At 50.3% G+C, this 14,319-nt stretch carries 15 protein-coding genes; all 15 read left to right on the forward strand.

What is annotated here, in order from left to right; translation table 11 throughout:
• Nucleotides 1-273 precede the first annotated feature (273 nt).
• The 15 genes from J2Z18_RS30785 to J2Z18_RS13445 all read left to right on the forward strand — a co-directional run bounded on the left by J2Z18_RS30785 (nt 274) and on the right by J2Z18_RS13445 (nt 14,140).
• On the forward strand, nt 274-402 hold the full coding sequence (locus tag J2Z18_RS30785; RefSeq protein WP_007128262.1) for a hypothetical protein: 129 nt from the start codon (nt 274-276) through the stop codon (nt 400-402).
• A 36-nt stretch (nt 403-438) separates the two neighbouring features.
• Nucleotides 439-870, forward strand: coding sequence for a hypothetical protein (locus J2Z18_RS13380; protein ID WP_007128261.1), 432 nt, complete (start codon nt 439-441; stop codon nt 868-870).
• A complete protein-coding gene (locus J2Z18_RS13385) occupies nt 863-1,531 on the forward strand; it encodes a DUF998 domain-containing protein (protein WP_007128260.1) in 669 nt (222 codons plus the stop codon). The genes J2Z18_RS13380 and J2Z18_RS13385 overlap by 8 nt, the downstream gene beginning before the upstream one ends.
• A 336-nt stretch (nt 1,532-1,867) precedes the next feature.
• Nucleotides 1,868-2,479, forward strand: a complete 612-nt coding sequence (locus tag J2Z18_RS13390) for a TetR/AcrR family transcriptional regulator (protein ID WP_007128259.1) — start codon at nt 1,868-1,870, stop codon at nt 2,477-2,479.
• Between the two features lie 4 nt (nt 2,480-2,483).
• On the forward strand, nt 2,484-3,095 hold the full coding sequence (locus tag J2Z18_RS13395) for a GNAT family N-acetyltransferase (RefSeq protein WP_007128258.1): 612 nt from the start codon (nt 2,484-2,486) through the stop codon (nt 3,093-3,095).
• Between the two features lie 38 nt (nt 3,096-3,133).
• Nucleotides 3,134-3,223, forward strand: a complete 90-nt coding sequence (locus tag J2Z18_RS31045; protein WP_167324083.1) for an AraC family transcriptional regulator — start codon at nt 3,134-3,136, stop codon at nt 3,221-3,223.
• A 17-nt stretch (nt 3,224-3,240) separates the two neighbouring features.
• The gene (locus tag J2Z18_RS13405) at nt 3,241-3,615 is read left to right on the forward strand and encodes a winged helix-turn-helix transcriptional regulator (protein ID WP_007128257.1); all 375 of its coding nucleotides are present in this window, start codon (nt 3,241-3,243) and stop codon (nt 3,613-3,615) included.
• 61 nt (nt 3,616-3,676) lie between these two features.
• The gene (locus tag J2Z18_RS13410; protein WP_007128256.1) at nt 3,677-4,225 is read left to right on the forward strand and encodes a cysteine hydrolase family protein; all 549 of its coding nucleotides are present in this window, start codon (nt 3,677-3,679) and stop codon (nt 4,223-4,225) included.
• A 185-nt stretch (nt 4,226-4,410) separates the two neighbouring features.
• Nucleotides 4,411-5,088 carry a response regulator transcription factor gene (locus J2Z18_RS13415; RefSeq protein ID WP_007128255.1) on the forward strand — a complete coding sequence of 226 codons (678 nt, stop codon included), beginning with the start codon at nt 4,411-4,413 and terminating at the stop codon, nt 5,086-5,088.
• 17 nt (nt 5,089-5,105) lie between these two features.
• Entirely contained in the window at nt 5,106-6,425 is a 1,320-nt protein-coding gene (locus J2Z18_RS13420) for a HAMP domain-containing sensor histidine kinase (protein WP_007128254.1), read from the forward strand.
• 259 nt (nt 6,426-6,684) lie between these two features.
• Complete coding sequence (locus J2Z18_RS13425) at nt 6,685-7,683, forward strand: hypothetical protein (protein ID WP_007128253.1); 999 nt, start codon at nt 6,685-6,687, stop codon at nt 7,681-7,683.
• Between the two features lie 225 nt (nt 7,684-7,908).
• On the forward strand, nt 7,909-8,871 hold the full coding sequence (locus tag J2Z18_RS13430) for an ABC transporter permease (protein ID WP_028405132.1): 963 nt from the start codon (nt 7,909-7,911) through the stop codon (nt 8,869-8,871).
• A gap of 20 nt (nt 8,872-8,891) precedes the next feature.
• Nucleotides 8,892-9,776, forward strand: coding sequence for a carbohydrate ABC transporter permease (locus J2Z18_RS13435; protein ID WP_007128251.1), 885 nt, complete (start codon nt 8,892-8,894; stop codon nt 9,774-9,776).
• A 118-nt stretch (nt 9,777-9,894) separates the two neighbouring features.
• Nucleotides 9,895-11,490 carry an extracellular solute-binding protein gene (locus J2Z18_RS13440; protein WP_007128250.1) on the forward strand — a complete coding sequence of 532 codons (1,596 nt, stop codon included), beginning with the start codon at nt 9,895-9,897 and terminating at the stop codon, nt 11,488-11,490.
• Nucleotides 11,491-11,815: 325 nt separating this feature from the next.
• A complete protein-coding gene (locus J2Z18_RS13445) occupies nt 11,816-14,140 on the forward strand; it encodes a helix-turn-helix domain-containing protein (RefSeq protein ID WP_007128249.1) in 2,325 nt (774 codons plus the stop codon).
• Nucleotides 14,141-14,319: the final 179 nt, after the last annotated feature.

Here is a 14,319-nt window from a genome sequence, read left to right on the forward strand (position 1 = left end):
AGCTCCAGTTAAGAAGTTCCGTTTTTTTTCAAGGAAGAGTTCCTACATGCAGTTTGAACTAGAAACAATTATTTTTGGAAAATCAATTATATACATTGACATGTATATACGTATAAGTGTATATTGGGTGCATGAGCAGACAGCGAACCTGCAGACACGATGCCAGACCTCTCCAGATCTTAGGAGATTGGCTGGATTCTACCCATATCTGCGGGAAGAGGGTCTCGCCTTTTCCGAGGGATATTGCTCGAGTATCTAAAAGGAGGATGACTTATGACGGCTATCAACAGTTTTGCCGCAAGCTACCTGCAGAACCATCGAACCATCTGGAACGAGCGGCTTGACCAACTGGACAATTACCTAAAAAGGATGATCGCCGATAAGAAGAAAGATCAATCATAAGAAATAACCAATTAAACAATGAAAGGAGAATGAAAAGTGACTGATCTTCAATCGCTGGATCGTTTAGTCGGTACATGGCAAATCAGCGGAGGGGCAGAAGGCACCGTAACCTATGAATGGATGGAAGGCGGATATTTCTTGATACAACGCGTTCAGCTTATGCAGCATGGACAAGAAGTGAAAGGCATTGAGATTATCGGGCATTTAAAGCCATTTGGCGAAGAACCTAGCCATGACATCAAATCACGGTATTATGATACGATGGGCAACACATTCGATTATGTTTACGAAATGGAAGGGGACACGCTAATCATTTGGGCCGGCGAGAAAGGCTCGAATACTTACTTCAAGGGAGCATTCAGTTCAGACGGGAATACGAATACGGGCGCATGGACCTATCCAGGTGGTGGCGGATATGAATCGTCGATGAGGAGAATTGCGGCTGTTGGGGGGATGACAAATGGCTAAACTGCTAGTTACAGTAAAACCGGTATCTGCGAATGCTTCCAAATTCGCCTTCGGATCGGTATTATGTGGAACGTTGTTCGTCCTTATTCTTGCCAGTCTTCATGTGCTGGAGCCGGAGTTCGATCCTACATGGCGTTTTATTAGCGAATATGCGCTTGGCAGCGTTGGATGGCTCATGCAAGTCGCATTTGGATTGTTGGCTGCTGCACAGATTGGCGTTGCAATTTCAATTTTCCCGCAAATTCGCTCCATAACGGGATACATTGGGCTCGCTATCCTTGCTATAAGCGCGGCTGGCGTCTTGATCGCGGCCGTATTCGTCACCGATCCGATATCCGTGAGCCCGGAGGCTGCAACGTTCAGCGGAAAGATGCATTCCATTGGCGCCATGCTCGATTATACGCCGGTCGCGGCTCTGCTGCTAAGCCTGGCGTTAACTCGTAGCAAACCATGGAGACCCGTTCGTAAACGGCTGCTCGTTAGCACCGGGATTGCGCTCGTCGCCATGCTCGCATTCGTCCTGCAAATCCCTCAAGACGGCCGGTTTGGTCCTGATATTCTGGCAGGTCTGTTCGGACGATTCTTGATTATTGCCGACATCGCATGGCTCTTGATCGTCGGGGTGCATGCGCTCAAACTCCGCAAGCAGGGAGGGGCATGAGCAAGCTTGGTATCGTTGATACCAACGGGAGGCGGAGTTGAGCCGGCGAAAACATCAGCGTTCGCTTGATTGATATCTGCAAAACGATGACCAGACGTTATGTTCATAGCCGCGTTTGTTCTAATATAGTTCTATATTTAGATGAAAACCCAAGTTCATGTACAGTTGACATATCGACAAGAACTTGGGTCTTTTGCTATGTCATTATCAAGTTATATGATAGCGGAATTGCAAAGGGTGGCCTCGCAGTACGATTATTTTTACTCGTTGGGTTGAAATTCCAGCTCAACTTTTTTATAATGAGTAAAAACTCACTCAAAAAAAGGAGTTATGATTTTGCCACGTACCAAAGAGCAGTATGAAGAAATGCGGAATGCCACCAGAGACAAGATCCGTTCAGCGGCGATGCAGCTGTTTGTTCATCAAGGATACGGCTCGACGAGTGTTCAAGACATCGCGGATACGGCTGGCATTAGCATCGGGTTACTGTATCGGCATTACAGGACAAAGGATCAGTTGCTTAACGAATTGGTCGGCTATGCAGTCGAAGGGTTGAAACGCAATATTCGTTCATTCGAGTCGGATCAATCCCCTAAGCAGTTAATTGCCCGGTTTATCGATGAAGTTTACACCGACCTGTCGAACGGGGAGGAGCTTGCCAATTTGCTGATCTTAATCAATCAAGCGCTGTTCGCAAGTGCAGGCACGGACTCCCAATTGCATGAGGAGATTCTCCAGGTCAATGCCAGATTGCTTGATGCAACGGCTCAGCTCATTCGTAAGGGGCAGCAGCTTGGAGAGTTCCGCTTGGGAGATGCAAAAGAGATGGCCGTCTATTTTTACGCCTCCATTCAGGGTTTGGCCGAGATGAAAATCCTGCTCAAGAGCAACTTTCAGATGCCCTCGCCGTCAGTCATGACCGCATTTCTATTTAAGGTAGGGGAGTGAACCCATGATAACCGTAGTGAAGGCTGATCAAGCGGAGCTGGATGTGAGGCCAGGATTATCGGAGCTATTTGCGGATGGCTTCAAGGAGTGGCTAGGTTTTTTCTCCAAGGATCCGAAAAAACTTGCTGCAGCGTTCGCCCACATGTTCGTGCTGGATCAATTTTATGTGGCATTACACAAGGGGCAAGTGATCGGAATGGCTGCCTGCACGAATGGAACATCACTTTCTGTCAAACTGGATAAACAGGAGCTTCGCAAACATTTAGGCTGGTATAAAGGCACATTGGCTGGCGTTTTCCTAAAAAAAGAATTTGAAACACCATTTGTTCATCCTTCATCTGGGGCAGGCTCCATCGAATTTGTAGGGACAGCTTCCGAATTCAGGGGGCAAGGCGTTGCTACGCAGTTAATTCGTCATATCCTTGAGCATACATCTTATAAGGTTTACTTGATTGAAGAAGTCGCCGATACCAATATGGCAGCAATAAAGCTCTATAATAAATTAGGCTTCGAGGAATACAAACGCAGGGAAATTCCCAGCCACCGGGCAAAGAAAATCGGAGTCAATCACATCGTCTCGTTGAGGCTCGGCAAACAGCCGAGCTCAAACGCATAATCGACGAGCACGGATCGGCACTTTACAAGCCGCAGTGCGTGGGATTTGCGAGCCCAAGCCAGCTCTTTCGAGCCTTTGCCAAAACAACCGGCATGACGCCGGAACAATACCGGAAAACCCGGCTATGATGCATAGAGGTGAGTTTATGATCATTCGTGAAGTATGTAACTGCCCGCTGGAGATTGTCCATGACATTATTAAAGGCAAATGGAAGACCATGATCATTTATCAGCTGAAGAACGGGAACACATCCTTAGCGCAGCTAGAGCGTGAAATTGACCAGATCACCCAAAAAATGCTGCTGCAGCATTTAAGGGAGCTCCAATCTTGCGGAATCGTGGATAAAATCAAAACGGAAGGTTATCCGCTGCACGTAGAGTACTATCTCACTGCACGCGGAAGAAGATTGTTAGATGCGGTCTTGATCATGCAAGAGATCGGAATTGAATATATGGTGGAGCTTGGGCAAACCGAGCTTCTCGATCGAAAAGGCATCCCATACCCACAAAAAAGTGGGTAATTCACGGGTGGTAATTCCCGATATTATAATACCTTTACTACGAGTAAAGGAGACATGAACGATGAATACAGCTTTAGTAATTGTCGACATTCAGAACGATTATTTCAAGGGAGGGAGAAATGAGCTGTACAATTCCGATGAAGCAGCTGCCCGCGCTCAAGAGGCATTGACGCTGTTCCGGGAAAAGAATTTACCCATTGTCCATATTCAGTGCATCCTGCTAGATGAACACGCAACATTCTTTCTTCCCGGTACGGAAGGGATTAACATTCATGCAGCAGTAGCTCCCCGGTCAGACGAAAAAGTGATTGTAAAACATACCCCTGACAGCTTCTATCAAACGGAACTGCAGCAGCATCTTGAATCCATTCAGGCCAAGCGGTTAGTCGTATGCGGCATGATGAGCCACATCTGTATTGATTCTACCGTGAGAAGCGCAAGTCGCTTGGGCTATGAAGTATTGTTGCTGAGCGATGCATGTGCGACCAGGGATATAGAATGGGACGGAACCGTGATCCCAGCCCAAACCGTTCATCAAACATTTATGGCATCCTTACAAGATACCTTTGCGCAAGTAAGGAATACTAGCAGTCTGAACGAGCTGATTTGATTAAGGCTATGTCCTATAAGGACATGGAAGAGCTCATGAACAATTGAAATGATAAATGATATACATAAGCCGCTGATCCTGGATCAGTGGTTTTATGTTTTCTGGAAATTCTAGCGAATCTTCATTCCCTTACAGCCATGATATGCTAGACTACTCATATACCACTATTTAGGAGTCCGAGATGAATGAAGACATTCACGATTTTGTATATTGAAGACGATCAGGAGATCGGTGCCTGGTCCAGAGACTTTTTAAGCGGGCACGGCTATGAGGTCATATGGAAGACATCCGGTTATGACGTAGAGGAAGCATTAGAACGCTGTGATTTGGTTATCGTCGACATAATGCTGCCGGGCTTGGATGGCTTTACGGTCGGTCAACGGATCAAGCGGCAGAGGCCAGAGCTGCCCATAATGATGCTAACGGCGAGAACGGCCATTGAGGATAAGCTTACGGGCTTGTCTTTTGCCGATGATTATATGACGAAGCCATACCATCCGGATGAGCTGCTGGCCCGCATTCAAGTGCTTCTTAGACGCACGGGCGTTTCGGAACCGGAACTTCTTCAGATCCGTCATTTAACGATCGACCGGAATCGTAACCGGATATGGCACACGGAATCGAAGGATGAGATTGTGCTGACAGGTAAGCAATTTCATATTTTTATGTATTTCCTTGACCATTTGAATCACATTTTAACGCAGAAGCAGATTTATGAAGCGATATGGGGCGAACCGCATTTGGCGGGGGATAAAACATTAACGGTCCATATTCGCCATTTGCGGGAGAAAATCGAACAGGATCCGGCTTCTCCCCAAATTATCGAGACCATCCGCGGCGTCGGATACCGGGTGCGGGCATGAAAATCCGAGGCTCGTTAATGACAAAGTACCTGATCCTCATTATGACCGCTATGCTGCTTTGGCCGGTCATTCCCGCGATGTTTTATTTTCCGGGCTATCTCCTTAGCAATCATCCGATTTACCGTCCGGAAGAAATCACCCGTATATGGCAGCAAGAGGCCATGAAGCTGAACGGGACGGATCGGGATACGATCCTTAACCGCTTGGCCGAGTTGAATGAGGAGTTTCCGGATGCCGAAATATTCTGGGTTGATCCGTCGGGCAAAACGCAGGCGGTCCAAGACCTTTCGGATGATACACCAGCGCAGTGGGATTATGAGGATGTGCTCTCACTTCAGATGCAAGGACATAAACCAGGATCGTTTACCTTAGCCTCGCTGATCGGTGGCGATCCCAAGCAAGGGTTTATGGTCATGCGGCTCCCTGAATCCCATATCCTATCAGCAGAGATGTCGCTCGCGGGAAATTTGCCGCTGATCCTTTTGTTTTTCATAATTTGTCTCTGCTTCGTGGGGCTGTCTTGGCTATTCTTCGTTAAGCTTCGCAAAAGACTGATCAAGCTGCAGTCAGCGATGAGCGTTAGCGGGAAGAATGAAATTCCGAATGAGGTCACGATTAGCAAAAAAGACGAAATCGGAGAGCTCGAAGGAGCCTTTAACCGCATGGTGCGGGAACTCAGGGAAAGTCAACAGCGGGAGCGGGAAGAGGAAGATTTGCGCAAGCAATTCATTTCAAACGTGTCCCATGATCTTCGCACCCCATTGACCGTCATCCGCCAGCATATCCATACGGTTCGCAATAACCCGGAATCCTCCCATGGGCAAACGTCGCTTTCCATCATTGAAAGGAAGCTGAATGAAGTCGATAAGCTGATGGATAATCTCCTGTCCTATTCGCTGCTGTCGGCAGGGAAGTATCCCATAAGCATGCAGCCCGTCGATATAACGGAGGAGGTCCGGAATCGAGTGGCCGAATGGTATCCTGTATTTGAAGCAAAGGATTTCGAGGTTCAGGTCGAGCTCCCTGACGAGCCGGTGATCTGGGCTGCGGATCCCATGTGGCTGCATCGGATTCTCGACAATGTGTTTCAAAACGTGGTGCGTCACGCCGGAGCGGGCCGGTACATCGCGGTTCATATGACGGATGGTCAGAAAAGTCAGAAGCAGACTCTCATTATTAGAGACAGAGGTCCCGGAATAAGCAATAAGACTCTTGAGAAAGGCGCCGGTATTGGTTTATCCATCGTTTCGCTGATGACCAAGGAGATGGGAATGCAGTGGGAAATGGAATCCAGCTCCACGGGGTGTACGTTTTCCATTTGGAAAGAAACGAAATAGCTAACAGATTGGGTACGGAAGACAAGGCCTGCTTAAGAGAGCCTTAAGAATGCCGACTTTTTTGACATTGAAGCTGCTTATAAGTCGTTTGTGATGACTTGCAAGCAGCTTTTTTTATGCATCTCGATGATGCGAGAGCGCTGTGAACCTTATGATGCAATTATTAACCTAATCTTAACCTTGGGGTCGCTTTACTTTTCGATTCGGGAGATAGAATGGGATACACAATTAGCGTGTGTAAGGAGGTAAGTGATCCAGCATGAGGTATGATCGCACAACAGCTTTGAAAGAGAGGCAGGTTTCACAATGGTCAACCATGAGGCGCAGATATGGCTATGGAGCTGCCATATCGGTGATGCCGTATTTTCTGATTAAAATCGCTTGGACGCTAGGGCTATTCATTCCGACTGAACAAATGGGCGACACCAGTTGGCGAGCAATCAACGCAGCTACCGCCATAATAGCAGCGATCGGAATCCTGCTTGCATTAGCATTCAGCATGCCCTGGGGGGCGCGTCTGCCTGCATGGCTGGTTGCCATCCCTGTATGGATAGGTACCGGTCTGCTCGTTCCTATGCTGCTCTTGGCTCCGGTACTGGGCCCGGCTGCCATGCTTCGGGATCAGGAGGCAGGTGCCGCCGGCGTATGGGCCTTGGAACAATTATTCGTTATGCTATCGCTGGTTGGCGTCAGCATTTGCCTTCCGCTCGCCATGGCAGGATATGCAAGGTCACGCTGGCCGGAGGCTTTCGGCAATTCGATGGATTATAGCCAATTGCCCGGGAATACCTTGAGGCTGCAGCAAATCATGGGGAGACTTGTTGGCATAGGATGTATCCTGCTTGGCATGATCAAGGTATTCTGGGCGGCGGGAGGGACGATCGGCATTGATCCGGCCAGATTGGAAGAGCGCGACATGTGGTGGCATCTGCTGACGTTAAGCACGGGCGCATGGTCCTTCGCCGGAGCATGGGGATTAATTGTCCTTACTTCCCGCAGCAGATCACGGCGGTTTGTCCCCCGGATGGCAGCCGTATGGGTATCTTCAGGCATGTTATTTTCGTATAATCTCTTCTCTGCGATTCGCACGGATTCCCAGCTCTCACCTGAGCACCCGGTGCTTCGGATGCTGACCACGCAGGCCGGGATCATCTTCGGCATCGTGATGGGAATGATGCTTGTATTGGTGCTGCATGATCGGCGGCAAGCCATGAGTGAACAGCATCAGGTTCTATCGAGTGAAAATGAAGCGATCTAACACTTTCGTGCGCTAGAGAAGCTGGTGGCCTCGTCAAGGTTACCAGCTTTTTTATGTTCGGAAGTCTTTTGACTCTTTTGCACACTTTGCACTTTCTTTAAGAATGCCGATCGCCACGGCTCTTTCAGCCTTCAAAAATGTCTCATTGCCGGAAAAGAAAGCGCTGCTGCATAATAAGGCCACACCGCTCGCGAGGCGATGAACGACATATGGAGGTGGATGATGATGAAGCAAGCTACGGCTCAAAGGGACTTCCCGCAAACGTCCAAGCAGGCGGATTACCGCACGAGCTTCGCGGCAAGGCTGCGCAGGGACAAATGGCTCTACCTGTTGCTGCTCCCAGGCTTGCTTTATTTTTTGGTATTTAAATATGTGCCGATGTGGGGGGTATTGCTGGCATTTCAAAACTATCAGCCGTTTACCGGCTTTTTGAAGAGCGAATGGGTGGGCTTCGAGCATTTCCGCCTGTTTTTTAATAACCCCGAGTTTTTTATGCTGCTGCGCAATACGCTGCTGTTATCGTTTTATAATCTCATTTTCTTTTTTCCCGCTCCGATTATATTGGCGCTCTTGTTAAATGAGGTAAGGCTTTCGTTCTTTAAGCGGACGATTCAAACGATGATTTATGTACCGCATTTTATATCGATGGTAATCGTAGCGAGTTTGACGTACGTGTTCCTGACCACGGAGGGCGGCACGGTCAACGAGCTGCTATACCAATATACGGGGGAGAAAATCCAGTTTCTGTCCGATCCGTCATGGTTCCGTCCCGTCATCATTTTGCAGACGATCTGGAAGGAATGCGGCTGGGGAACGATCATTTTCCTGGCGGCGCTGTCGGCCGTCGACGTGGAGCAATACGAGGCCGCGACGATCGACGGGGCGAATCGCTGGAGGCAGCTCTGGCATATCACACTGCCAGCGATTCGCAGCACCATCGTAATTCTTCTGATTCTGCGTATGGGCAGCGTGCTGGACAACGGCTTCGAACAAATTTATTTGATGTTAAATCCGCTCAATCGCTCGGTAGGCGAGGTGTTCGACACATACGTTTACGCGATGGGGATCACGCAAGGCGCCTTCAGCTACAGCACGGCCGTCGGGCTGTTTAAATCGGTCGTTGGCGTAACGCTTGTGCTTGGCACGAACTGGCTGGCGAAAAAATTCGGCGAATCCGGGCTTTATTAAGAAGAAAGGGGAAATGATCCATGGCCAAGCAATACAGAACAGCGGCAGGCGTCACGTTCGACACCGTCAATTATATCGTGCTCACAATGTTCGGGCTGGCTGCCGTGCTCCCTTTCGTTTACGTGATCGCGGGCTCCTTCGCCTCGGATGCGGAGCTGACGTCCAGGGCGGTGTTTTTCATACCCAAAACATTTACGTTAAATGCCTACGAGTTTATTTTTTCTACAGGCACGATTGTGAAAAGCATTGGCGTTTCCGTGTACGTGACCGTGATCGGCACGCTCGTCAATTTGTTTTTTACGGTAACGATGGCCTATTCCTTGGCAAAGAGAGGATTGTACGGCCGCAATCTGGTGCTGAATCTCGTCATCTTCTCCATGCTGTTCGGCGGGGGCATGATCCCGACTTACCTCGTCGTCAAGGAGCTGCAGCTGCTGGATTCACTCTGGGCACTCATGCTGCCGGGGGCGATCAGCGCGTTTAACCTGATCATCGTCAAAAACTTTTTTCAGGAAATTCCGAAGGAGATCGAGGAGGCCGGCCGCATCGACGGCTGCTCCGAGCTTGGCCTCTTGTGGCGGATCGTGCTGCCGCTGTCGATGCCTGTTCTCGCCACATTTACGTTGTTTTATGCCGTCGGACATTGGAACGATTTCTTCTCGGCACTGCTGTATATCAACGATCCGGACAAATGGCCGCTGCAGGTCATGCTGCGCCAGATCGTTCTGCTATCGCAAGCGGCTGCAGGGGATCTGAACTCGATGGACCCTAACTTTGTGAAGCCGCCGGATCAATCGATCAAGATGGCTGTGATCGTTGTCGGCACGATCCCGATCCTGTGCGTGTACCCGTTCCTGCAAAAGCATTTCGCCAAAGGCGTCCTGCTTGGCTCCGTGAAAGGGTAGAGCTTTATTTTCCAAATGTGTGAATCCGCGTGGCTCTGTTAGTTATACCAGCAAGATGGGGTTGCTTGGAGCTCGCGCGGTTTGCAATAGGATTCTAACGATAAAGGGAGGCTATTTAATGAAGAAAAAGACAATGAAAGCGAAGCGTGCTTCCACATTTCTTATTCTAGGCACGATGTGCATCGTATTGCTGGCCAGCTGCTCGTCCACCAAAAGCAGCGGGGGCACGGACTCAACCAACAGCTCGACTGCAGCTCCGCCTGCAAGCGCTTCATCAGGTTCGCAAGAAGCGTATAATCTGAACATTATGCTCCCGATTTTTAAAACGAACTATCCAAAGGATGATAGTCCCGTAGCGGCCGAGCTCGAGAAGCTGACGGGCACGGACATTCATTTCGAATGGGTGCCTAACGCTTCGTATGCTGATAAATTCAACATTACCCTCGCGTCGGGCAATTTGCCGAAAATTATTTACGTGCCGGACTCGAAGGGGCCAAGCTTCGTTAGCGCGGTGAAATCGGGGGCGTTCTGGGACTTGACCGACAAGCTCAAAAATTATCCGAACCTTAGCCAGGCCAGCGAAATCATTCTGAACAACTCTTCGATCAACGGCAGAACGTACGGCGTATATCGCGGGCGCGAGCTTGGCCGTAACGGCGTTTATTACCGTAAGGATTGGCTGGAGAACGTCGGCCTGGAGGAGCCGAAAACGATCGATGAATTTTACGATATGCTGAAAGCGTTCAAAGAGAAGGATCCGGATGGAAACGGCAAGGACGACACGTATGGTCTGGTCATGGTCAAATGGACGGCCGGTTGGGGTGCGGGCTTCGACCAGATCAAGCTGTGGTTCGGTGCGCCTAACGTTTGGGGGGAAAAGGACGGCCAGCTCGTGCCGGAGTTCGAATACGACGAATACTTCGAAGCGCTGAAGTTCATGAAAAAGCTGTATGACGAAAAGCTCGTCAACCAAGATTTTGCCGTCATGGACTCCGCGAAATGGACCGATCCGCTCGTTAACGGTCAGGCCGGCGTCATTATCGACGTCGTGGACGGCGCGGCTCGAGTCGACGACAAAATCAAAGCAGCGAATGCAGCTGCGGGCAAAGACTCAAGAGAGCATTACATGGACGTGTTCGGAGCGGTAGCCGGTCCGGATGGACAAATTCGTACCCTGCCTACCTCCGGATTCGCCGGTCTTTTGGCTATTCCGAAGTCGAGCGTGAAGACTGAAGAGGAGGTCGACCGCATATTGAAATTCCTTGACCAGCTGAACGAGCCTGAATTACAGACGCTGACCAGCTTCGGGCTTGAAGGCGTGCATTATACTAAGATCGATGATCAGACGCTGGAAAGAAGCACGGACGCTGTGCTGCTCGAATCGGAAGTCGAAGGGCTTAACCAGATGGTGCCTTACATTCCGGAAGGCAAGGGGCTGCAAGTGGCCCAGACCCCGCTTCGCTTGAAGCAAACGGAGGTTCAGCTGAAAAACCGGGAAACGATCGTCGCCAATCCGGCGGAACCGTTCATTTCTGAAGTATACTCGCAAAAAGGGCAGCAGCTCGGAAATATTATTAACGACGCCCGCATTAAATTCATCGTCGGCCAAATTGACGAGCAGGGCTGGCGCGACGCAATCGAACTGTGGAAAAAATCCGGCGGCGACGATTACGTTAAGGAAATCAACGAGCTGTATGCGGCATCCAAATCCTAAGCAGTCCATAGTCGTGTCGCTCCAGCGAAAAAGAGGCCTCGTGGCCTCTTTTTCGCAATAGAATGTAACCGTTCAACTTACCCGAAACTTGAGAGTAACCGCTTTGCATCCAGAACTCCACGATGTGGAGTTATTTGAGATTCCTCGGTTTTTTGAACAAATTACCCTGAAAACATGCAGGCTTTATGGGGAGGTCCGCGTTATGCTAATGAAAGGAAACGGTTTTATTTCGCGGTTATTGAATACGCTTACATATCTGAAAGATCAAAGGTCCGCCTGACGTGGGAAGGCAAAACTAATTTTAGATATGGTTGGTGAGCTGACGATGAATGGATGGAAGACGTTATTGGCCCGCTTATCCGGCAGATCCGGCAGCTTCTACAGGAAAACCTTGATCATGTTCCTGTTCGTTGCCGGCATTCCCGGCATCATAACAGGGGTTCTCGTGTACTCCATGGCGGGGGGAAAGCTGGAAAAGGAGCTGTTGAACCTCCATAATAACCAGATTGAGCAGCGGTCGCAGAATCTCAATAAACAGCTGTCCAATCTCGAAATGATGCTGGCGCATTGGGCGTTCGATACGAGCTTCGATTATTCGCTCAGCGATCGCGACTTCGTGCGCGATTTCGAGAAGACCCGCGATATTACGAATACGCTGCTGGTGATGCAGGGCTCCAATACGATGATTCGCAACGTCAGCCTCTATTTGCGCGGAAGTCAGCCGGTATTGTTTTATCCGGAATACTCTGCTTTGCATGACGGAAGTGTCATATCGCTTTACGATCGTCTCCTTGACGCGGGAAAAACGACGTATTGGACACAGCTGGCGCTTGACCCTGATCAGCCGGGAAAACGGGAACTGACGTTTGTGCATCTCGTTCCCGGGGGCAGCCCCAAACCGATCGGTGCCCTGATCGTCCGCTTGGACAACGATCAGGTCGCGGAGGCGCTGCGGACCATTACGCCTTATACCGACGGCGAGAACTTTCTGATGGAGCCGGCCGGGCAGCTCTACGTATCCGCCAACGGGAGTACGATCGACTCGACGTTTGTTATGGCAGTCAGGAGCGAGATCGAATTGAACGGGAGCACGGAAGGCTCGTTCCTGTACGAATGGAACGATAAAACCTACGCGGTTACATACGGTTATTTCGCACGAATCATGGACAGCTGGCTGTACGTGTCAGCCTCGCCGATCACCAATATCACGGCGCCGGTTGTCTTTATATCCAAAGTCATTTTGACGGTCAGCCTGAGCGCTCTCTTCCTGGCGGTGCTCCTTGCTTGGCTTGCATCGAACCGTATGTATTCGCCCGTCAAACGGCTGATGATGGATTTGCTGCCTAGTGCCTCCTTGATAGGCGGAAGCCGGGAGGACGAGTTCACGCTGATCGAGCGGCAATGGCAGCATTTAAACCGGGAAAGCCGGGAGCTGAACGCCAAGCTGGTCGAGCAGCTGCCGCACGTGAAGGAGAGTTTTCTCCATCAGCTGCTTCAGGGCTATTTGTACGCATATACCGAGGAGGACCTTCGGTCACGGATGGAGCGGTATAAATGGCAGGTGCGGGGCAAGCAGTTTGTCGTGCTGTACGTACAGCTTACCGGAATCGCCAGCATGGAAGGAAAATTCAAGTTTGGGGACGAGGGACTGGTCACCTTTGCGTCCGTCAACATGATCGAAGAGCTGGCGGATTCCTATTTCGAGCAAAGCAGCACGATCAATTTCCACGATCTCGGATCGGGCGTGCTGCTGATCTTGCCGGAAGGAGAGCCCTGTGCGGAAACGATCAAAGCATTCAGCGAAGAGCTTGCGCGGACGATTAACCGGCTGCTCAACATGGTGGTGACCGTAGCGATCAGCCGGGCTGTCACCCGGGCTAGCGACATACCGCTCGCATTCGAGGGCGTGAAGCACGCGGCCAGCTTCCGCAAATTCGATAACGACAACCAAATCATCGAGATGGAGCAGCTGGACTTTGAGGATTCGTCCGAACCGCAGTACCCGTTCACGCTGGAACGGGAGTTTCTTCAGGCGCTACGGACCGGGCAGGAAGCGGACGCCAACGCCTTGCTCGTCGAGTTCCAGAAAGCGTTGTCCGTGAAAGAGGCCAAAGCGATCGACGTCCAGCAGGGGATGCTTCATTTGCTGGGTTCCGTCCAGCATGCAATTCTTGTATCCGGCATTCAGCCAAATCGTCTGTTTAAGGGCGCCAACCTGTATGAGCAGCTATCTCAGATCAAAGAGCCTGCAGGCGCCCGCGAATGGTTCCAGATGAAGGTGATCGCACCTTTCATGAAGGAGCTAACAAGCAGGACGGATGGCCAGGTCAAACGGCTGATCGAGCAAGCCATGATCTATATGCAGCAAAACTATATGCGCGACATTTCGCTCGACAATTGCGCCGATCACATCGGCACGAACCCGTTTTTCCTGAGCAAATCCTTCAAGCAGGTGACCGGCAAGAACTTTATCGATTATTTGACCGAGCTGCGCATGGAAAAAGCGAAGGAGCTTCTTCGGGATTCGGAGATGAAAATCAACACGGTCGCTGAACAGGTCGGATATCGGCACAGCTATTTTAACCGGATCTTTAAAAAGCTTGAGGGCATGACCCCCACCCGTTACCGCGAGCTAAGCCGGGCGGAGTAGGAAGCAAGCTGCGTAAAAGACACATCGGGGAAGAAGCCGGCAGTGGTTCATCATGCGAACGCTGCCGGCTTTGTTGCGAAGCGAAGGGCCTGTGAGAAGCTCGTTTAGCCTTCGCGTGCAATAAAGTGCAATCTTTTAGAAATCGTGCAATTTCGGCCGGAAGAGGTCATCAAGAAAGT

This window comes from Paenibacillus lactis, assembly GCF_017873605.1.
In the GTDB taxonomy this organism is placed as follows: Bacteria; Bacillota; Bacilli; order Paenibacillales; family Paenibacillaceae; genus Paenibacillus_AQ; species Paenibacillus_AQ lactis.